Origin of the sequence: Micromonospora sp. CA-240977 (genome assembly GCF_050942285.1) — a bacterium.
In the GTDB taxonomy this organism is placed as follows: Bacteria; Actinomycetota; Actinomycetes; order Mycobacteriales; family Micromonosporaceae; genus Micromonospora.
Window position 1 is genome coordinate 6,455,167 of the sequence record NZ_CP192055.1, and the last position, 19,787, is coordinate 6,474,953.

Genomic DNA, 19,787 nt, shown 5'->3' on the forward strand with positions numbered 1-19,787 from the left:
AACCCCGACAGCCCCCGAATGGGGGGTAGGGCAGGCCCTACCCCCCTGGTTCGGCTCAGCCCAGCCGGCCCACCGCCGCGCGCAGTCGAGCCAGGTCACGCCGCCGACGCTCGTAGGTCGCGGCCAGTCCGACCAGCGCCAGCCCGCCCACCCCGAGGTAGATCCACCGGGGCAGCAGGTCCCAACCTCGGGCGACCTCGTGCAACGCCACCAGCGCCAGCACGCCGCCGCCGAGCAGCACCGGCGCCTGCCATCGGCGGGTGGCGCCGAGCAGGACCGCGCCCAGGGCCGCCGCGCCGAGGAACAGTCGCCGCCACGGCTGCGGGTCCGCCCCGGCCAGCACCGACACGAGACTCGGGACCAGCGCCGCGACCAGCCCCGGGCCGAGGGCCGGCCAGCTGGTCAACCCCGGCCGGCCGCGCAGCGCCAGCAGACCCGCGCCGAGGGCGAGCGCCGAGGCCGGCACGGTGTACGCCTCCAGCACTGTCACGCCGCCGGCGACAAGCAGCACCCACGCCCCGAGCAACTTGCTGCCGGCGGCGATGCCGGCGAACACCCACCGTCGGCCGCCCGGCTCGCCCCGACGCAGCAGCCGCAGCGCGACGGCCGCGCCCCAGAGCACGCAGACGGTGGCGAGATGCCGCGCCACCTCGACGGCCAGCACCGCCGCCACCAGCGCCACCGCCTGCGCGGCAGCGTCCAGCACCCGCCCGACCCGCCGCCTTGGCGAGGCCGCCGTGGCGACGGCAAGCACCAGCGCGGCAACCGCCAGCAGCGGGTACGCCGCCGCCCGCAACGGCAGCCCACCGGCGAGCGGGGCGGTCACCGCCAGCGCGGACGCCGCCCCCACCGCGGCCAGGCAACCCGTGACGCGTACCCCGACCGCGCGCGCCCCGACGGCGACGACAACCGCCGCCACCAGCAGCACCCCCTGCGCGGCGAGCGTCCCGGCTCGGGTGGCCAGCAGCCCCGCCACACCGGAGGCGGTAAACACCACTCCCACCGGTACGACGACCGGTGCGAACGCCGGGCGCACCGCCAGCGCCGCGAGCAGCAGCGCGGCCAACCCGGCGAGCAGGACAGCGGCCGGCAGCACCGGCCACGGCGTGCCGATCGCGACGAGCAGCACCGGCAGGGCAGCAGCGACGAACGGCAGTGCGGGCAGGACCGCAGCGGCGACCGGCGACGCGGGCAGGGCCGCTGGGCGGACCCGCCGACCAGCGGCGAGCACGGCGGCCACCGCCAGCACGACCAACGCCAACCCGACGGGCAACGCCGCCGGATCGGCGACGACCGAGGGAACCCCCGACCAGATCCCCGCCGGACCGTCATACGGCGACACGAGCGCGGTCACCACCCTCGGCAGGGCCGCCAGGACGGCGACAAGCGCGAGCGCGCCACCCGCCGCCAGCACCGGACCCGACCGGACGAACGCCAGCGGCGGCTCGCCCGACCGGGCCGGCTGGTCGGCGACCGCCTCCGGTCGATCCCAGCGGACGACGAGCGCGACGCCCAGCGCCGCCAGCGCGGCGTACAGCGGAAGTGGCTCGTGTCCCGCCACGACAAGCGGCGTGAGTCCGGGAGCGGTCACCGCGACCACGGCGCCGGTCACCGCGTACCCGGTCAGCTCCGTCCGGTGGCGACGCGCCGCGAGCACCGCGACAAGCGACAGCCCGGCGGCGACCAGTGCCAGCCGCGCCTGCCACCAGGGAGGCGCACCGGCGGCGAACAGGGCCACCGCGGCGATCCCGGGCACCGCGAGCTGCGCGACCAGCAGCCCCCCGCCGGCCACCGGCCGGTACGGCCCGGTGCCCCGTCGTGCGGCCAGCGCGAGCCCGACCACGGCGGTGACGCCGAGCGCCACCAGGGCGCCGGTCGCGGTGGCCACTGCGACAAGCAACCCGTGCCCGAGCAGCACGGCGCCGCCGAGCGCGCGGGCGCGCAGCGAGGCGGGGCGGGTCGCCGGGCGGACCAGCACGGCGACCAGCAGCGCGACCCCGCCGACCAGGTCGACGGCCACCACCGCCGGCCAGGTCGCCGCCCAGCCGGCGGGCAGGGCGAGCAGCACCGCCACCGCGCCGGCCGGGGCGAGCACCGCTCGCACCCGCCGGGGCAACAGCAGCACCGTCGCGCCGAGCGCCAACGCCACGGCGGGTGCCAGCTGCCAACCCCAGTCCAGGTCCGGCCCCGCCCCGGCCCCGCGCCACGGCGGCAGCGAACGGCCCACGGCCACGACCGCGAGCACGGCGGTGATCAGCGCGGCCACCTGGGCCGTGCCGGCCGCGACAAGCAGCGCACCGGCGCGCGGACCGGTCCGCCAACCGCCAGCACCCACCACCCCCGACCCGGCCACGCCCGGCGACTCCCCCGCCGGCAGCTCCGGCTGCGCCGCGGCCGGCAGCAGCCGCACCGCCCCCGCCAGCACGAGCGCCACCGTCGCCGCCGCGATCGGCAGCAGTGCCGGCCGCAGGTCGGCCACCGGGCGCAGCAGCGCGGCGGCGAGCACCGGCACCAGCACCCCGCCGGCCACCGCCCGCAGCGCCGGTCCCCCGACCAGCCAGGCCGCGCCGAGCCCGGTCAGCGCGACAAGCAACAGCGGCAACCCGGCCAGCAGTGGCGAACCCGCCGCCCGCCCGAGGACCAGCGGAAGCAGGGCGCAACTCGTCGCGCCGACGAGCGCGGCGACGTGACCGACCGCCGCCGCCACCCGGCCGACCAGGGGCGCCGCGCCGTCCCGGCGGCGCAGCGCGGCCAGCACGGCCAGGTCCAGCAGCGCCACGGCGAGCAGGACCAGCGTCCATCCGGCCGCACCCGGCTCGGCCGCGACGGCGAGCAGCGGCACCACCGGCTGGGCGGCCAGCAGGGCGGCGAACCACGGCCCGGTCAACCCGCTCCACCGGCCGTACACCACGGCGACCGCCGCGCTGGCCCCCCCGACCAGCGCGGCGTACCGGCTGCCCGGCCAGCCGGCCACCCCGGCCAGGTCCACCGACCAGGCCGCGTAACCGTCAAGCACCACCAACAGCAGCCCGACCGCGGCGAACGTCTCCGCCGTGCCGCGCAGCCCCCGCCGCACGGCCAGCAGCGGTACGGCCAGCATGAGCGCCGTGAACGCGGCAAGGATCGCCGCCCGCCCACCGACTCCCACCGCCGCCCAGGCCACCGCTGTGAACACCACCGCCGCCGTGCCCAGCAGCAGTCCACCGAGGACGAAGAGCAGACCCTGGACCGTCCGGGTGGAGGTCTCCGCAGCGCCCGGTGCCGCACCCGCAGTGGCGGCCGGGCCGCCGACCGGCACCGGCCCGACGACAGGCGTGGGGCGCGCCAGCACGGAGGCGGCCACCCCCGCGCGGACGACCGCCGCCAGCTCGGCCCGCCGCCGCGACGTGGCCGACAGGCGTCCGGCCAGCTCGGTGTACGCGCGGCGCGCCCGCTCCACCTCCGGCTCGAGCTGGGCGACCTCCCGGCCCAACCGGATCACTTCGGCGGCGATCGGATCGGGCGCACGGCGGCAGCCGGTGCAGCCGGTGCTCAGGTCGGCCGGGGCGCCACAGGCCGGGCAGGGATAGCGGATGTCATCCACCCGGTCATCATCGAGAGCCGACCCGGGCGCGACCCAGAGTCCGCGTACTCAGGGTCGGGTGTGCTCGTACACCCAGGTCGCGTACGCGGGGTCGCCACTGTCCACCCTGGACACCAGAATCTCCGGCACCTCGTACGGATGACTGACCCGGATCTGGTCCACCAACGCGGCCAGCCGGTCCGGTGCCGTCTTGAACTGCACCGACCACTCGGAGCTGGTCTCCACTCCGGACCGCCACCAGTAGGTGCTGTCCACCTGACCGCCCACCTGGGCACAGGCGGCGAGCCGGCCGGCAACGGCCGCGGCCGCCAGCACGTCGGCAACCGAACGCGCATCCACCACCGTCGTCACCACGCAGATCTGATCCACGCCCGCACCCTACGCGGCGGCATCCCTCCGAGCCGGCTTTTCGCTCCCGACCGCGAGGCCGCGCTGCGCACGTTCATCGATTTGCCGCGATCCACGTGTCGATCTGCGCCCACCAGTCGAACAGCCAGTCGATGCGTTGCTGCCGGCCGGCCGGCACCTCCTCCGGCGGCACCGACCAGAACCGCATCACGATCTGCTTGTCCATCGGCAGTTCCCGCCACACGTCGGCGACGGTGAGCATCCGGTCCAGTCCGGTGTGGGCGACGAAGATGACCCCGGCGTCCGGGGCGGCGTCCAGCGCGGCGAGCATCCCGCCGGGCTGCGGGGCGAGGACGTGGCGCATCCGCTCGGCGCGCAGGGCCATCCGTTCCAGGCCGAGGGACCGCAACCGGGCGATGGCGCGCAGTCGCCGCTTGGGGGTGAAGTTGCCGCCCTCGGGAAAGATGACGAAGGCGTCGTTGTCGTCCAGGCCCGCGGCGAGGTGCCCCACCTGGCGTACCGTCTCCTCGCCGCGCTCCGGCGTCGGCGCGATGAAGCGGTTGGGCAGCCGGTTGAGCAGCACATCGATCGCCGGATCCCACTGGAGGCTGTCCTTGAGGACGATCCGTGGCTCCCGGTTGAACCAGTTGACCAGGCCGTGGATCAGGATGAACGAGTCGCCCGGCCCGGCGTGCCGGCAGAGCACCAGCTCGGGCCGGCCGGGCAGCGCGGCGTCCGGGTCGGTGCCCACCACGTCGATCCGCAACCGCAGCGTCCATCGGGCCTGCCAGAACAGCACCCGCAGGAACCAGCCGGCCAGCACGTAGTGCGCGCGCTGGAAGGCCGGGGACCGGACCCGCCAGCCGAAGCCGGAGGCGACCCACAGACCGAAGAGCGCGAGCAGCGCGGCGGCGTTCCAGACCAGGTAGACGCAGCCGATCCAGAGCAGCCGCAGTGGGCGCAACCGGCCCGGGACCAGCGGCGACGCGGCAGCGGCGAGGAACGCCCAGACCGGCAACGTGGTGACCACGACGAAGGCGAGCACCACCACGGCGGGGGCCAACAGCAACCGGCGTAGCCACCTGGGGGGTAACGGCATCACCGCTCCGCGTGGGTGGCGAGGTAGCGCCGGGAGGCGGTGTACGCCCGGCTGATCCGCCGCCCCACCGCAGCCATGTCCCGGTACGCCCACGGGGTGTCGTCCCGCGGGTTCAGCCCTCCGGTCGGCAGGACGTGCACCTCCACCCCCTCGGGTAGCGCGGCCATCTCTCGGAAGAAGCGGTGCCGGCGGGAGATCTCGAACGCGACCTGCGCGATCTCCCACGGTCGTCGGGGCGGCGTCAGCTCGCGTTCGATCCGACCCACCTGGAGGACGTAGATCCGGCGGGCGCCAACGGCCACCGCCTCACCGATCGGGATGGAGTTGACGATGCCGCCGTCCACGTAGTGCGCGCCGTTGATCTCCATGGGCGGGAGCAGGCCCGGCACCGACGCCGACGCCATCACCGCCGGCACCACCGGACCGCTGTCGAACCAGTGCTCGGCGGCCCGCTCGATGTGCGCGGCGCAGCAGCGGAACGGCACCCGCAGGTCGGCGAAGGTGGTGTCCACCCCCAGCTCGGTTTCGAGCAGGCGACGCAGCGGCCGGGGCGAGTGCAGGTGGGTACGGGCGGCGAAGCGACGCAACTGCCGGGCGACCGAGTCGCCGTACACCTCGCTCGCCTCCGGGGAGGCCCAGAGCCGGACCAGCCGGTCGGTCACCGCCTCCGACGGGTCGGCGGCGACAAGCGCGCCGTTCACCGCGCCGATCGAGGTGCCGAGCACCATGTCGGGCTGGATGCCCGCGCGGAAGAGCGCGCGCAGCATGCCCACCTCGACCGCGCCGAGCACTCCCCCGCCGCCGAGCACGAACGCCACCGGTCCCGCCGCCATGCCCCTCATCCTGGCACGGGCGCGCAGCCGACCGGCCAGCCACCGTCGCCGGGCGGTCGGCGCACGCCAGACACCGCCCGGCGACCGGAGCCGGTGACGGCGTTGACAGGCCGAACGCATTCGCGCAACCTGATACCGCTCTTACCCCTGAGGCAGGTGCGATCGGTGAAGGCAGCACTGCATCCGGGCCGGTTGCTGGCCCGCAGATACCGACTTCTCGACCAGATCGGCGCCGGCGGCATGTCCGTGATCTGGCGTGCCCGCGACGAGGTGCTGGACCGGGTCGTCGCGCTCAAGGTGCTCGCCCCCTCGCTGGCCGCCGACGCGCGGTTCCGGGGCATGGTGCGGGAGGAGGCTCGGGCCGCCGCGCAGTTGGTGCACCCCCACGTGACATCGGTGCACGACTACGGCGAGACGGTCGCCCCGGACGGCTCGATCACCTCGTTCGTGGTGATGGAGCTGCTCAGCGGCGAGGAGTTGGAGCTGCGACTCACCGAGGGGCCGTTGCCATGGGCCGAGGCGGTCCAGGTGGGCGCTCAGGTCGCGGACGCGCTGGCCGCCGCGCACCGACTCGGCATCGTGCACCGCGACATCACTCCGGCCAACGTGATGATGACCGGTGCGGGGGTCAAGGTCCTCGACTTCGGCATCGCCACCCGGATCGGCGCGCCCGACGAGGACGAGGACGGCGGGACCTTCGGCACTCCGGCGTACGTCGCCCCGGAACGGCTCGACGGCGCACCGGCCCAGCCGTCCACCGACGTGTACTCGCTCGGCGTCCTGCTGCACGAGGCACTCACCGGCCGGGTTCCGTATCCGGCGGAGACCTGGGAGGAGCTCAGCGCCGCGCTTGTCGACGGTCCGGCGCCGACGCTGGCCGAGCTGCCGGAGCTGCCCCCGGCGGTGGCCCGGATCTGCCTGCGCAGCCTCGCCCGGAACCCGGCGGACCGGCCGACCGCCCGCCAGATCGCCAACACGCTTCGCGACCAGTCGGCGCCGGTCGACCCACCACCCACGACCGTCCAGATGCCCACCCGGCCCCTGCCACCGCAGCCCGTCACCGTCCCGGCGGCGAACGCCGAGACAGCCGTCGCACAGACGGTCGCCGCACCGGCCGCCGTCGGACCGGCCACCGTCGGCGATCCGGCCACCGCCGGCGACACGGCCGCCGGGTCGCGCTGGACGCGACGGCGACTGGCGCTGCTGCTGGTGCCCGTGGTCGTGGTGGTCGCGATGGCGCTGATCGGCGTGGCCCTGCTGCCCGATCAGGAGCCCACCCGGCGGGCGCAGCCCTCGGCTGGCCCGGTGACGCCCCCGGCGACCGCCCCGCCGGCCTCCGCGCCGCCGACCTCCGCGCCGCCGCAGCCGACGACGACACCGCCTACGGGGTCGAGGATCCCGTCGCCCACCTCGGATCCGGTCACCCTCGTCGAGGCCGCCAACCGGGTCGACGGGCTGATCGAGGCAGGGTTGAGCGCCGGCGAGATCCGCGGCGACGTCGGCCTCGACCTGCGCAACGAGCTCCGCAACCTGACCGCGGCGGTCACCTCCGGCCGCGACGAGTTGGCACCACCGGTGGCCCGGCTGCGCGAGAAGGTCGCCGTCCGCCTCGGCGAGGGTGGCATCAGTCCGGCGTACGCGACGCAACTCGACGCCGCCATCGCCGAGCTGGGAATGGCCCGGGTCTGACCGCAGGGCGACGCCGTGGCGGGCACGGTCAGCGGGCCGAGACCCCGGCCGACTCGCGCACGTCGTGCCCGCCGGTGGCGAAGCGCCGGTAGATCTCCGCGTAGCCGTACGCCATCCGCTCGACCGAGAAGTTCCGCGCGACGTGCGCCACGCAGTCCTGCGGGTCGAGCTGCTCCGCCGCGCGCAGGGCCGCGGGTAGCTCCTCCGCGTACGCGCAGGCCAGCCCGGTCACCCCGGGCCGGACCAGCTCCGGCACCGCACCCCGGTTGAGCGCGACCACCGGCGTCCCGGTCGCCATCGCCTCCAACATGACCATGCCGAACGGCTCGTCCCACTGGATCGGCATGATCAGGCAACGGGCGTCGACGAGCATCCGCAGCGTCTCCGCGCGGTCGGCGTTGAGCACGACTGTCACGTTCTCGTCGACAAGCGGGGCGACGACCTGCTCGTAGTAGCGGCGCTCGGCCGGTTCGTTGCACTTGCCGGCGAGCAACAGGGGCAACCCGGCCTCCCGGCACGCCTGGATGGCGACGTCGGGACCCTTGTCCGGGCTGAACCGGGCCAGCCACAGCACCGGCCCCCTGCCGGGCGCGGTCTTGCGCGGAAAGCCACGCATGTCCAGCGCGTTGTGCACGGTGCCGGCCCAGGGCAGGTTCGGGTTCAGCCGGCGCTGGGCGTGCGAGATCGCCACCAGGGCGACGCCCGAGTCGATGTCGCTGAGCACATCGCCGTACTCCCCCACGGGGTTGCCGTGCACTGTCGCGACAGTCGGTACGGCCCGGCGGCCGGCGACCAGCGGGCCGATCGTGGTGTGGTCGTGGATCACGTCGAAGTGAGCCGCCGTGATCAGCCGGTTCACCCGGGCCAGGTGGGCCAGCTCGGGCAGTGACTCGCCGAGCCGCTCGTACTGGACCTCGGACACTGTCGAGACGAAGCCGTCGGCCTCGGTGCCGTGGTGGCTGCCCGCGCCGAACAGGGTCACCGCGTGTCCCTGGCCGCTCAACGCGTCCACCAGGGCGGCGACGACCTGCTCAAGGCCGCCGTAACCGGGTGGCGGCACGGACAACCAGGGCGGAACCACCATCGCGATGCGCAGCGACCGCTCCGGAGGGCGGCCCGCAGACGGGTGGTTCACGGCCACGAGTCCTCCCCGTTGATCCCCGGTACGGCGTTACCGCCGACCGGCGTGGTCGGCGGCGGATTCCCGGTGACGTCCCGGGTAAACCGGACAAGGCGGACGCTCACCCGCCGACCAGGAGTTGGTCGTGCACCACCCGCACCCCCGGCGCGCACCAGGCGACCCGCTCGACCTGGTCCCGTTCCCACCAGGAGCGGACCACCCCGGCGAGGACCAGCGTGTCGCCGTCCACCTCGACGGTCACCCGGTCGGCGCCGATCGTGCGGGCCAGCGCCCGCTGGACGTCCCGACGCACCCGATCAGCGACCGGCGGGGCCAGCGGTCGTACCTCGATCAGGTTGGTGATCCCGCGTACCCCGTCGAGGCGGCGCACCTCCCCCTCGGCGGCCCGCCGCTGCCACCCGAACTCGACCTCACCGCGCAGCATCAGCCAGCCGTTCGCCACTGTCACGTCGAGCCGTTCGGCGGGCACGAAGCTGTCCCACTCCAGGGCACGGGAGGCGGCGATGGCAATCTCGGCGTCGGTACGCCCCGGAGTGCCGGGCAGCCGCACCTCGATCTCGTCGGCCACCGCCCGTACGCCGCGAACCCGCTGGGCACACCGGGTCGCGGCCCAACCGCGGGCGGCGCCGTCCACGAACCCGGTAAGGGTGACCACGCCCTGGTCGACTGTCACGCCGATCTCGTTCGGTTGCAGTTGGGCGTCCCAGGCCAGCTCCGCCAGGACGTCGCGTTGGATCCGCTGGTCGTCGCGGACGTCCACCACCTCGGTCATGGCACCCACCCCCGGTTCCGGTCGCCGAGACCCGCTCACCGAAAACTGCCGCGCACCAGGGTGACGGCGGTTCACCCGATCCGGGTGAACCGCCGTCCTGGGTGGAAAAAAGCGGCGGGTGACGGAGCCGACCCCCTCGGCCCCGCCACCCGCCGCCGGAGGGAGGAAGCAGGTGAGATATCTGTCAGGACGTCTCGGCGAGCGTCACGGTCACCGACTTCTCGGCGCCGTTCCGCTTGAACTGCACCTCGACCCGGTCGCCGACCTTGCCGGCCTGCACCGCGCCGACCAGGTCGTCCGAGTCGTTGACCGGCTTGTCGCCGAACCGGGTGACGACGTCGCCCTGCTGGAGGCCGGCCTTCTCGGCCGGGCTGCCCGGGGCGACCGACGCGACGAGCGCGCCGCCGCCCTCGGCCTGGTTGACGCCCACACCGAGCGACGGGTGGCTGACCTTCTCGCCGCGCTGGAGCTTGCCGGCGACGTCCTTGGCCTTGTTGCTGGGGATGGCGAACCCGACCCCGATGTTGCCGGTGCTCTGCCCGGAGGTCGCGATGGCGGTGTTGACGCCGATCACCTCACCCCGGGTGTTGACAAGCGCGCCACCGGAGTTGCCCGGGTTGATCGGCGCGTCGGTCTGGAGCAGACCGGAGATCGAGCTGACGGGCTGGCTCTGCTGGCTCGGGTCCTGCTGCTGGCCGTCGCCGGCCCGGATGGTGCGGTCCCGGGCGCTGAGGATGCCCGAGGTCACCGAACCCTGGAGGCCGAGCGGGCTGCCCAGGGCGAGCACCTGGTCGCCGACCTGCATGGCGTCGCTGTCGCCGAACTTGGCCGGCTTGAGGTCGGTGACCCCGTCGGCCTTGACCACTGCCAGGTCGGTCTTCGGGTCGGTGCCAATGATCTTCGCGGGCGCCTTCGTGCCGTCGGCGAAGACCACCTGGACGGTGTCACCGTTGGCGGAGGCGACCACGTGGTTGTTGGTCAGCACGTAGCCGTCGGCGGTGAGCACCACCCCCGAGCCCTCGCCGCTGCCGGTGGTGATCGAGACGACGCTGTCCTGCACGGACGCGGCGATCTTCGGCAGGTCGGCGCTGTTGAGCACCGGTGCCGCGGTGTAGGTGCGGGTGACGCCGCCGTTGTCGCCGTCGAGCGCGAGGGCGAGCGCCCCACCGGCCACGCCGGAGCCGAGCATCAGCGCGAACACCGCGACGCCGGCGCCGGCGAACTTGGCGATCCGGCTCGGCCGGGGACCGCTGCCGGGCGGCGCGACCTGCGGACCCCACGGCGGGACCGGCTGACCCGGGTGCTGCCCGGGGTGCTGGGCGTGCTGCACGGGGTGCTGCGGATGCTGGGTGTGCTGCTGGTGCGGCGGGTACGGCATGCCCGGCTGTCCCCCGCCGGCCCAGCCGGACTGCTGACCCGCGTACCAGGGGGCACCGGGGTACCGGCCGGCGTTCGGCTGCGGGTAGCCGGGCTGGCCGGGCGCCGGGTAGCCGGGCTGGGCGGGCTGACCGGGCGCCGGGTAGCCGGAGACCGGGTACGGCGGCGCGGAGGGGGTGGCGGCCGGCGGCTCGTACCCGGTCGGCTGCGCGGCGGCCGGTGGCGTGCTGGCCGGCTGTTCGCCGTAGGAGGCGGGTACGGCCTCGGTGGCCGCGGTGGTCTGGGTGTCACCGGTGGCGTGCGGGTCACGGGTGGTGTGCGGGTCACCAGTGGCGTGCGCGTCACCAGTCGTCGGAACGACCTGGATGGGAGTGGTCGGGGAGTCGGACTGCGCGCGCTCGTCGCGCGGCAGCTCGGCGGTGGGGTGCGACGGCTCGGCGTCGGTGGGGGCCGGCCGGCGCTGCGGGTCGGACTCGTACTCGGTCATGGCACTACCTTCTCCCTCGGCACTGCAATCAACCTGGAACCGTCCTGGAAGTTGGCTGAAAGTCACTCGCCGACGTCGTCGGCCTGTGGCAGCAGCGGTAGCCGGACCCGGAAGGTCGCGCCGCCGCCGGGTGTCTCGGTCACCTCGACCGAGCCGCCGTGCGCGGCCACCAGCGCCGCCACGATCGCCAGGCCGAGGCCGGTGCCGGTGTTGCCGTCGGCCCGCCGCGTCCGCGCCGCATCGGCCCGGTAGAACCGCTCGAAGACCCGCTCGGCCTGCTCCGGGGACAGGCCCGGACCGCTGTCGGCCACCTCGATGATGGCGTGGCCCCCCGGTTCGGCCCGCAACCGCACCCGGATCTCGGCGTCCGGCGGCGTGTGGGTGAGCGCGTTGGTGACCAGGTTGCCGATCACCTGACGCAGCCGCGCGTCGTCGGCGGAGACGACGAGCGGACCCGATCCGGGAACGATCTCCAACTCGATCCGGCGGTCCGGGGCGATCACCCGGGCGGCCTGCACGGCATCGGCGGCGAGCACCGGCAGCTCCACCGGAGTCAGTGAGAGTGGTCGTTCCCGGTCCAGCCGGGCGAGCAGCAGCAGATCCTCCACCAGCAGCCCCATCCGGGCCGCCTCGTCCTCGATGCGGCGCAGCAGGCCGGCGGTCTGCTCCGGTTCCCGGGCCGCGCCCTGCCGGTACAGCTCGGCGAAACCGCGGATGGTGGTCAGCGGGGTCCGTAGTTCGTGCGAGGCGTCCGCGACGAACCGCCGCATCCGTTCCTCGGAGCGGATGGCCCGCGCCTCGGACGCCTGAGCGGCGTAGGCGGCGTCCCGGGCGGAGCTCTCCGCCGAGCGCGCCGACATCTCCGAGGCGGCTCTGGCGGTGAACGCCGCCTCGATCTGGGTGAGCATCGCGTTCAGCGCGCGTGAGAGGCGGCCCAGCTCCGAGGTGGGCTCGGCCTGTCCCTCCTCCGGGTCGGGCACGCGCCGGGTCAGGTCGCCGCCGGCGATGGCGGCGGCGGTCCGTTCGATCTCCACAAGCGGTTTGAGGCTGGTCCGGACGATCGCCGCTCCCACCGAGGCCAGCATGATCAGCACCGATCCGCCGACCAGCAGGTCGATCCAGACCAGGCGTTTCACCGCCAGGTCGACGTCGGTGAGGTGCTGACCGATCGCCGCGAGCTGGCCGTTGGACAGCTCGATGTAGCGCATCCGCCAGCGCACCTTGCTGTCCCGGGCCGGGACGTTGAAGGGTTTACCCTCCAACTTCTCGAAACCGGCGGCGTCCGACGGCCACGGTGGCAGGTCGTCCGGGACGAATCGCTTGTCGTCGTAGATCACGCTCTGGGCCCTGTTCGGGCTGATGATGACCACCAGGTAGTCGGTCGGCACCCCCAGACTGCCCTGCTGTGGGGCGACGACCGCGTTCTCGATGGTGCGCGCGTAACCATTCAGCTCGGTGTCGACCTGGGTGACCAGGTAGCTGCGCAGGAAGACAGTGGTCAGCGAACTGATCACCAGCAGCGCGGCCGCGACGAGCAGCAGCACCGCGGTCACCAGCTTGACCCGCAGCGGCACCCCCCGCAGCCGTCCCTTCGCCTGCTGGACCGTGTTCACGCCGCCGGCTTGCGCAGCACGTACCCGACGCCACGCAGCGTGTGGATCAACCGAGGTTGGGTGGTGTCGACCTTGCGCCGCAGGTAGGAGATGTAGGACTCGACGATGTTGTCGTCACCACGGAAGTCGTAGTTCCAGACGTGGTCGAGGATCTGCGCCTTGGACAGCACCCGGTTGGCGTTGAGCATCAGGTAGCGCAGCAGCTTGAACTCGGTCGGCGAGAGCTGCACCCGCTGGCCGGCCCGGTGCACCTCGTGGGTCTCCTCGTCCAACTCCAGGTCGGCGAAGGTGAGCCGGGAGGGCGCCTGCCCGCCGGTCGTGGTGCGCCGCAGCACGGCCCGGATCCGGGCGGTCAACTCCTCCAGGCTGAACGGCTTGGTGACGTAGTCGTCGCCACCCAGGGTCAGCCCACGGATCTTGTCGTCGGTGGCGTCCCGGGCGGTCAGGAAGACCACCGGGGTACGGGTGCCGCCCTCGCGCAGCATCCGGATGACCTCGAAGCCGTCCAGGTCCGGAAGCATGACGTCGAGCACCACCAGGTCGGGCCGGTGGTCCTTGGCAGCGTTGAGCGCCGCGCTCCCACTTGTCGCGGTGGCCACGTCGAAACCCGCGAAGCGCAGGCTCGCGGAGAGCAGTTCGAGGATGTTGGGGTCGTCCTCGACGACGAGAAGTCGCGCCTCGGTCTGGGTAGCGGGCATGCGCCCATCATCGGTGACATCACTGCGCCAGCGCTGGACGCTTCCTGGAAAAAACCTGTGAGTCACAGCCGTACGGCGACGCCGGTCAGCGCAGCAGGCGGCGCAGCCCGTCCAGGGCGCCGTCGAGCAGCCGGATCGCGGTGCGCAGCTGGGTGTCGCTGAACTGCCGGGAGCGCGTCAACCGGCCCACCTCGGCGCTGAACGCGTGCAGCCGCTTGTCGAGCTCGTCGAGCAGCTCGGCCTGCGGCCCGGGGGTCGACGCCGGCCGCGGCGGCGGCGTCGGCGCGTCCCACCGGGTGCGCCGGGTCTGCCGGGTGGCCTCGCTCAACTCCCGCTTGAGGTCGCGCACCGAGCCTCGTACCTCGCTGCGGATCTCGCCGGCCAGGGTGGAGAGGTCCGCCACCGAGGCCACGATGTCCGCCTCCAGTGCTTCCAACTCGCCGGCCCGCTGGCGCAGCTCCGCGCGGCCGGCGTCGGTGATGTCGTACGTCTTGCGGCCACCGGCGGCGGTGTGGCTGACCAGACCCTCGGCCTCAAGCCGTTGCAGGCGGGGGTAGATGGTGCCGGCGCTGGGCGCGTAGAGCCCGAGGAAACGGTCCTCCAGCAGGCGGATCAGCTCGTAGCCGTGCTTCGGGCCGTCGTCGAGCAGCTTGAGCAGGTAGAGCCGGAGCCGCCCGTGGCTGAACACGGCGGTCACGGCAGCTCCTCCCCATCGTGGTCGACGGCTCGGGCGAGCAGGGCGATGCTCCCCGAGGTCGCGGAAGCCCAGAGCTTACCGTCGCCGGCGCCGATCACTCCCGCACAGTGGGACTGCGGGAACGTCGAGGCACGCACCTGCGGGAAGCCGCTGGTGATCCGGCCGGCGGCGGTCTGGAGCTGGACGGCGAGGTCGCTGTCCTCGCGGACCCGGACGGTGATGCTGCCCGAGATCGTGGTCAGCTGGATCTCGCTGCGCCGAGGATTGTCCAGGTCACAGGTGATGGCGCCGGAGACGGTCTGGGCCCGCACCCGGTCCGCGGCGCTGTCGGCGAGGATCACCTCTCCGGAGACCGTCTGCAGGGTGAGGTCACCACGGACGCCGAGCGCCTCCAGCGGGCCGGAGGTGATGTGCGCTGTGGTGTTGCCGCGCAGGCCCATCAGGGTGATCTGGCCGGCGGTGACGTGGACAGTGGTCTGCCGGCGCAGGCCGGAGGCGACCACCGAGCCCGCGACCAGGCCCAGATCGGCGAGGACGTCGGCGGGCACGGCGACGGAGACGTCCACCCGGGGATAGCGGTGGATCATCCGGAACCAACGCAGGACGTCCGACCAGCTCCGGCCGCGTTCCTGCCGGATGCTGAGCCGGCCGTCGGCATGCTCGATCAGGACCGGCCGGCGACCGACCTGGGAGACGTCGATCCGGGTCGGGCCGTCGGCGGCGACCACGTTGAGCCGCCCACTGACCAGGCGGACGTCCAGCCTGGTGACCGGCCCGTCCACGGTGAGCCGCTGCGGGCTCTCGACCGTCCACTCGGCCATGGCGTCCCCCTCTCGACGGCGCGTCGACCGCGCCCCACAGGGAGCACAGTAACGCGATACATCGCGATACGACAAGACAGGTCGCGAGTTGGTCACCCTCCTGCCGACGGCCGGGCGTGCCCACACAAACGCGATACCGGTGGGTCATCGTGCTGACCCACCGGTATCGCACTCAGCGAGGGTGGACATCGCCGGACCGGGCCGAGCCGTCTCAGGCCGCCAGATCCAACCCACCTCCGAGGGCCGGCGTCGGCACGGGAACCGTCGCAACCGCCGGGGGCACCGTGGGCACCGGGTGCAGCCGGGCCCGCGGCACCGCACCCGCCGCGGGCACCAGGTGTACGGCCGACTCGGCGGCCCGAGCCAGCAACCGCCGGTCGGCGGTACGGGCCGGGTGCAACGCGGCGGCGATCGTCACCGACACCACCAACTCCCGCGCCGTGACCACCCGGAGCACCGATCGCAGCAGCGTGTCCGCGCCGAGGAAGGCAGCGGCAGTGGTGGTCGTGCCGGTGGCCCCGCAGCCGTAGGCGAGCCGCAGCGGCACCACCGGGCTGCCCGTGTCGATGGCCGCCTGGAACGTCGCGGGCCGGAAACCGCCGCCGGGACGGCAGTCGGCGGCACCGGCGCCGGCACACCAGGTCGTCCCCTCCGGAAAGACCGCCACCGACCGGTCGGCGCGCAGCGTGTCGGCGACCCGGCCGACCATCGCCGGCAGCGCACGCGGTCGGGCGCGGTCCACGAAGACGGTCCCCGCCGCGGCGGCCAGCAGGCCGAACACCGGCCACGAGCGGATCTCCCGCTTCGCCACCATCCGGGTGGGTGCGACGGCCAGCACCGCGAGGATGTCCAGCCACGAGACATGGTTGGCGACAAGCAGCGCCCGCCGCCGGGGCAGTCGACCCCGGATCACCAGCCGGACCCCGAAGGCCCGCGCGGTGGACCGGGCCCAGCCGCGCACCGCCGCCCGCCGTTCCCGAACCGGCAGCACGGGCAGCACCACCACCAGGGCGACCCCGGCCAGCAGCAGGCCGGTCACGGCGACCAACCGCAGCACCCGACGGGCCACCGACACGGTCGGCACCGCGCCGGCCGGCGGGAGACAGTCGTCGTCGCAACCCGACGACGGCCGCCACAGGTCGTGCGACACGGCGGTCACCGCTGCGCCTCGCCCAGGAAGTGCCGCAGGTAGCGCTGGTTCATCCGGTCCAGGCAGAACAGCACGTAGAAATCCGCGCAGCCGAAGTCGGGGTCGTACGACGGCTCGCCGCAGATCCACGCGCCCAACCGAAGGTAGCCACGCAGCAGTGGCGGTACCGCGACCCGGCCGGCCGGACCGACGGCGGCCACCGATCCGGCGGACGACTCGGCGAACCAGGGCCGCAGCGGGCTCACCCGCAGCGGCGGCGGCGACAGGTGCCGGGCCCGGGCCTGGGTCCACACCTCGGCGACCGTCCGCCCACCGTCGGCCACCGGCACCGACGCGCAGCCGCCGAGCCAACGGGAGCCCCGCAGGTGCAGGTATCGGACGATGCCCGCCCACATCAGATTGATCACCGCGCCGGAGCGGTGGTCCGGGTGCACACAGGACCGGCCCGCCTCGACCAGATCGTCGCGGAGCGGATCGAGCGCGCCGAGGTCGAACTCGTCCTCGGCGTACCGCCGGTCGGTGCGGCCCGGCGGCAGCAGCCGGTACGTGCCGACCACCTCGCCCGTGCTGTCCTCGCGGACGATCAGGTGGTCGCAGTGCGCGTCGAAGGGATCCACGTCCAGCCCGGCCGCGCCGGGGAGGAGGGTGGCGCCGAGCTCGGTGGCGAACACCTCGTGACGCAGGCGTTGCGCGGCCGCGACCTGGATGGGGTCGTCGGCGATCAGCAGGGTGTATCCGCTGGTCGTCAGGGGTGCGCCAGCGGCATGCAGAACGGCCATGGGATCTGTGTAAGTGCTCGGATTGCCATTCACGGGGACCACCGGTGTCGGCAGGATGAACGCCGGCCGGCAGATGCGTCCCACCGGTGGTCGTGCGAGGCTGCGCGACGGACCGGCGACGACGCCGGCAAGCCCCACCGGAGGTCGACGATGCGCATCGAGTCCCGCTACAACGGGCCACCCGGCTCCGGCAACGGCGGCTGGAGCGCGGGAGTGTTCGCCGCCGCGGCGGGCGGCCCGGGCGCGGTCGAGGTGACGCTGCGCCGACCGCCACCAATGGACACCGAGCTGAGCCTCACCGACGGCGAGGTCCGGGACCCGGCCGGTGACCTGGTGGCCGAGGTGCGCCCCGCCAGCGTGGTCGACGTCGTCGTACCCCCTGTCGACCTGGAGACCGCGGTGGCCGCGGCGGCCCGCTATCCCGGCCTGGTCGAGCATTCGTTCCCCGGTTGTTACGTCTGCGGGCCGCAGCGGACGGACGGGCTGCGGATCTTCCCCGGCCGGCTGCCGGACGGGCGGACCGCCGCGCCGTTCCGGGCGCCCGAGCAGGTCAGCGCGGCCACGATCTGGGCGGCGTTGGACTGCCCCGGCGGTTGGACGGTGCTCGCGCCGGGCCGCCCGTACCTGTTGGGTCGGATCGCCGCGGTGGTCACCGCGCTGCCGAGGCCGGGCGACGACTGCGTGGTGACCGGGGCGTTGCTCGGCGTCGACGGGCGCAAGGCGCTCGTGCACACCAGCCTGTACGCCCCGGACGGCGCGCTTCTCGGCGCGGCCCGGGCGACCTGGATCGCCAGCTGAACGCCGGTCCGTCGTCCGCGGGGCGGAGGCGTCTCCGCCCCGCGGCGGAGGCGAACATCCGGACCGCGCCTGATTGACCTTGTTGCCCCGGGCCGTCACGCTGTGCCACGGCGTACCTCGACGCCGCACACGGGAGGAGAACGATGACTGACGGGCAGCGAAGCCCCACCAGCGACGGTCAGATCGTGGTGTCCGGTCTGACGAAGCAGTACAAGAACGTGCGGGCGGTGAACGACCTGTCCTTCACTGTGGCGCCGGGGCGGGTTACCGGCTTCCTCGGCCCGAACGGCGCTGGCAAGACCACCACGCTGCGCATGCTGCTGAACCTGGTCACGCCGACCGCCGGATCGGCCACCATCAGCGGTCACCCGTACACCGACCTCACCGACCCGCTGCGGCACGTCGGCGCGGTGCTGGAAGCCTCCAGCGCGCACAAGGGCCGCACCGGCATCAACCACCTGCGGGTCATCTGCGCGGCGGCCGGGCTGCCCCGGCAGCGGGCGGACGAGGCACTGGCCCTGGTCGGGCTGACCCCGGCGGCGACGCGCAAGTTCAAGGGCTACTCCCTGGGCATGAAGCAGCGGCTCGGCATCGCCGCCGCGATGCTCGGCGACCCCCGGGTGCTGATCCTCGACGAGCCCGCCAACGGGCTCGACCCGGAGGGCATCCGGTGGATGCGGGGCTTCCTTAAGAACCTCGCCCACGAGGGCCGCACCGTGCTGGTCTCCAGCCACCTGCTGTCGGAGATGCAGCTGCTCGCCGACGACGTGGTGATCATCGCGGCCGGGCAGCTGGTCCGGCAGGGTCCCGTCGACCAGGTCCTCGGCTCGATGGCGCAGAGCGCCCGGGTCCGGGTCCGCACCCCGCAGGCCGAGGCGCTGACCGCGGCGTTGAAGGCGCAGTCGGCGACCGTCGAGACCGACGAGCACGGCCTGCTGCTGGTCGCCGGGGTGGACGCCCCGACGATCGGCCGGGCCGCCCTGGCCGCCGGCGTCGAGCTGCACGAACTGACCACCGAACGACCCGACCTGGAACGGGTCTTCCTGGAGCTGACGGCCGGAAAGGCGGGCATCCGATGAACCTGGTCCGAGCCGAACTGCTCAAGATCCGCACCACAAGCACCTGGTGGTGGCTGGCCCTCGGCGCGTTCCTGTCGATCGCCCTGGCCTTCGCGTTCAACGCCTGGTACGCCGTCACCGTCCTCGGCGGCGACGGCGGGGAGTTCGGCGCCAGCCCGGAGCAGTCGACACCGGCGGCGCAGGCGGCGAACATCTACACCTCGGGGCAGTACCTCGGGCTGATGTTCGTGATGCTCATCGGCATCCTGATGGTCACCAACGAGTTCTTCCACCAGACCGCGACCACGACGTTCCTGACGACGCCGCGGCGGACCTCGGTCATCGTCGGCAAGCTCATCGCCGCCAGCCTGCTCGGCTTCATGTTCTGGCTGGTGACCACGCTCATCGACCTGGCCGCCGGCACGATCTTCCTGTCGCTCAACGACTACGGCAGCCAGCTCGGCGAGTGGCCGGTGCAGCGGGCGCTGCTGTTCAACCTGCTCGCGTACGCCATCTGGACGATCCTCGGCGTCGGCATCGGCACGCTGATCACCAACCAGCTCGGCGCGGTGATCACGGCGGCGGTGCTCTACCTGGTCGGCACACAGGTGGTGGGCCTGCTGTTCCTGCTCCTGTCGAATGTGCTCGACAGCCAGGCGGTGCTCAAGTGGCAGGTGGTCTGGCCCGCGGTGGCGTCCCAGGTCATGATCACCGAAGGTCGGTCGGAGATGGTGCCGGCCTGGTGGGTCGGCGCCCTGGTGCTCATCGGCTACGCGTTGGTCAGCGGGGTCGTCGGAGTCCTGATCACTCGGCGGCGCGACATCGCCTGACGGCGGTTCCGACC

17 protein-coding genes are annotated in these 19,787 nt (G+C 73.7%); 4 read left to right on the forward strand and 13 right to left on the reverse strand.

Going from position 1 to position 19,787, the window contains the following annotated elements:
- Positions 1–55: 55 nt before the first annotated feature.
- From ACQPWW_RS29240 to ACQPWW_RS29255, 4 genes are all read right to left on the reverse strand, one after another.
- Entirely contained in the window at positions 56–3,583 is a 3,528-nt protein-coding gene (locus ACQPWW_RS29240) for an SCO7613 C-terminal domain-containing membrane protein (protein WP_433126961.1), read from the reverse strand.
- A gap of 48 nt (positions 3,584–3,631) precedes the next feature.
- Entirely contained in the window at positions 3,632–3,952 is a 321-nt protein-coding gene (gene cutA, locus ACQPWW_RS29245) for a divalent-cation tolerance protein CutA (RefSeq protein ID WP_433126962.1), read from the reverse strand.
- Between the two features lie 73 nt (positions 3,953–4,025).
- On the reverse strand, positions 4,026–5,030 hold the full coding sequence (locus ACQPWW_RS29250) for a 1-acyl-sn-glycerol-3-phosphate acyltransferase (RefSeq protein WP_433126963.1): 1,005 nt from the start codon (positions 5,028–5,030) through the stop codon (positions 4,026–4,028).
- A complete protein-coding gene (locus ACQPWW_RS29255) occupies positions 5,030–5,863 on the reverse strand; it encodes a patatin-like phospholipase family protein (protein WP_433126964.1) in 834 nt (277 codons plus the stop codon). The genes ACQPWW_RS29250 and ACQPWW_RS29255 overlap by 1 nt, the downstream gene beginning before the upstream one ends.
- A gap of 165 nt (positions 5,864–6,028) precedes the next feature.
- On the opposite strand from ACQPWW_RS29255, the gene ACQPWW_RS29260 reads away from it, so the two are divergent.
- Positions 6,029–7,552, forward strand: a complete 1,524-nt coding sequence (locus ACQPWW_RS29260; RefSeq protein WP_433126965.1) for a serine/threonine-protein kinase — start codon at positions 6,029–6,031, stop codon at positions 7,550–7,552.
- A 28-nt stretch (positions 7,553–7,580) separates the two neighbouring features.
- Here the strand turns inward: ACQPWW_RS29260 and ACQPWW_RS29265 are convergent, their stop codons facing one another.
- From ACQPWW_RS29265 to ACQPWW_RS29305, 9 genes are all read right to left on the reverse strand, one after another.
- Positions 7,581–8,693, reverse strand: a complete 1,113-nt coding sequence (locus ACQPWW_RS29265; protein WP_433126967.1) for a glycosyltransferase family 4 protein — start codon at positions 8,691–8,693, stop codon at positions 7,581–7,583.
- A gap of 100 nt (positions 8,694–8,793) precedes the next feature.
- Positions 8,794–9,465, reverse strand: a complete 672-nt coding sequence (locus ACQPWW_RS29270) for a BON domain-containing protein (RefSeq protein ID WP_433126968.1) — start codon at positions 9,463–9,465, stop codon at positions 8,794–8,796.
- 184 nt (positions 9,466–9,649) lie between these two features.
- Positions 9,650–11,329, reverse strand: coding sequence for a trypsin-like peptidase domain-containing protein (locus ACQPWW_RS29275; protein WP_433126969.1), 1,680 nt, complete (start codon positions 11,327–11,329; stop codon positions 9,650–9,652).
- A 62-nt stretch (positions 11,330–11,391) separates the two neighbouring features.
- The gene (locus ACQPWW_RS29280; protein ID WP_433126971.1) at positions 11,392–12,942 is read right to left on the reverse strand and encodes a sensor histidine kinase; all 1,551 of its coding nucleotides are present in this window, start codon (positions 12,940–12,942) and stop codon (positions 11,392–11,394) included.
- Positions 12,939–13,640 (reverse strand): response regulator transcription factor, encoded by a 702-nt coding sequence (locus ACQPWW_RS29285; RefSeq protein WP_355033347.1) that lies wholly within the window; start codon positions 13,638–13,640, stop codon positions 12,939–12,941. The genes ACQPWW_RS29280 and ACQPWW_RS29285 overlap by 4 nt, the downstream gene beginning before the upstream one ends.
- Positions 13,641–13,725: 85 nt before the next feature.
- Positions 13,726–14,337: a PadR family transcriptional regulator gene (locus ACQPWW_RS29290; RefSeq protein ID WP_433126972.1), complete on the reverse strand. Its 612-nt coding sequence runs from the start codon at positions 14,335–14,337 to the stop codon at positions 13,726–13,728.
- Complete coding sequence (locus ACQPWW_RS29295) at positions 14,334–15,158, reverse strand: DUF4097 family beta strand repeat-containing protein (protein ID WP_433126974.1); 825 nt, start codon at positions 15,156–15,158, stop codon at positions 14,334–14,336. Before ACQPWW_RS29295 ends, ACQPWW_RS29290 begins: the two co-directional genes overlap by 4 nt.
- Positions 15,159–15,369: 211 nt before the next feature.
- A complete protein-coding gene (locus ACQPWW_RS29300) occupies positions 15,370–16,317 on the reverse strand; it encodes a lysophospholipid acyltransferase family protein (protein WP_433126976.1) in 948 nt (315 codons plus the stop codon).
- A complete protein-coding gene (locus ACQPWW_RS29305; RefSeq protein ID WP_433126977.1) occupies positions 16,314–17,087 on the reverse strand; it encodes a GNAT family N-acetyltransferase in 774 nt (257 codons plus the stop codon). Before ACQPWW_RS29305 ends, ACQPWW_RS29300 begins: the two co-directional genes overlap by 4 nt.
- 150 nt (positions 17,088–17,237) lie before the next feature.
- On the opposite strand from ACQPWW_RS29305, the gene ACQPWW_RS29310 reads away from it, so the two are divergent.
- From ACQPWW_RS29310 to ACQPWW_RS29320, 3 genes are all read left to right on the forward strand, one after another.
- Positions 17,238–17,885, forward strand: a complete 648-nt coding sequence (locus ACQPWW_RS29310) for a hypothetical protein (protein ID WP_433126979.1) — start codon at positions 17,238–17,240, stop codon at positions 17,883–17,885.
- 143 nt (positions 17,886–18,028) lie between these two features.
- Positions 18,029–18,964: an ABC transporter ATP-binding protein gene (locus ACQPWW_RS29315; protein WP_433126981.1), complete on the forward strand. Its 936-nt coding sequence runs from the start codon at positions 18,029–18,031 to the stop codon at positions 18,962–18,964.
- Positions 18,961–19,773 (forward strand): ABC transporter permease, encoded by an 813-nt coding sequence (locus ACQPWW_RS29320; protein WP_433126982.1) that lies wholly within the window; start codon positions 18,961–18,963, stop codon positions 19,771–19,773. Before ACQPWW_RS29315 ends, ACQPWW_RS29320 begins: the two co-directional genes overlap by 4 nt.
- Positions 19,774–19,787 lie beyond the last annotated feature (14 nt).

Coding starts and splice junctions, on each gene's coding strand:
- ACQPWW_RS29270 (WP_433126968.1), bottom strand. CDS start 9,465: ATGACCGAGGTGGTGGACGTCCGCGACGACCAGCGGATCCAACGCGAC.
- ACQPWW_RS29285 (WP_355033347.1), bottom strand. CDS start 13,640: ATGCCCGCTACCCAGACCGAGGCGCGACTTCTCGTCGTCGAGGACGAC.
- ACQPWW_RS29320 (WP_433126982.1), top strand. CDS start 18,961: ATGAACCTGGTCCGAGCCGAACTGCTCAAGATCCGCACCACAAGCACC.
- ACQPWW_RS29275 (WP_433126969.1), bottom strand. CDS start 11,329: ATGACCGAGTACGAGTCCGACCCGCAGCGCCGGCCGGCCCCCACCGAC.
- ACQPWW_RS29255 (WP_433126964.1), bottom strand. CDS start 5,863: ATGGCGGCGGGACCGGTGGCGTTCGTGCTCGGCGGCGGGGGAGTGCTC.
- ACQPWW_RS29310 (WP_433126979.1), top strand. CDS start 17,238: ATGCGCATCGAGTCCCGCTACAACGGGCCACCCGGCTCCGGCAACGGC.
- ACQPWW_RS29295 (WP_433126974.1), bottom strand. CDS start 15,158: ATGGCCGAGTGGACGGTCGAGAGCCCGCAGCGGCTCACCGTGGACGGG.
- ACQPWW_RS29315 (WP_433126981.1), top strand. CDS start 18,029: ATGACTGACGGGCAGCGAAGCCCCACCAGCGACGGTCAGATCGTGGTG.
- ACQPWW_RS29250 (WP_433126963.1), bottom strand. CDS start 5,030: ATGCCGTTACCCCCCAGGTGGCTACGCCGGTTGCTGTTGGCCCCCGCC.
- ACQPWW_RS29305 (WP_433126977.1), bottom strand. CDS start 17,087: ATGGCCGTTCTGCATGCCGCTGGCGCACCCCTGACGACCAGCGGATAC.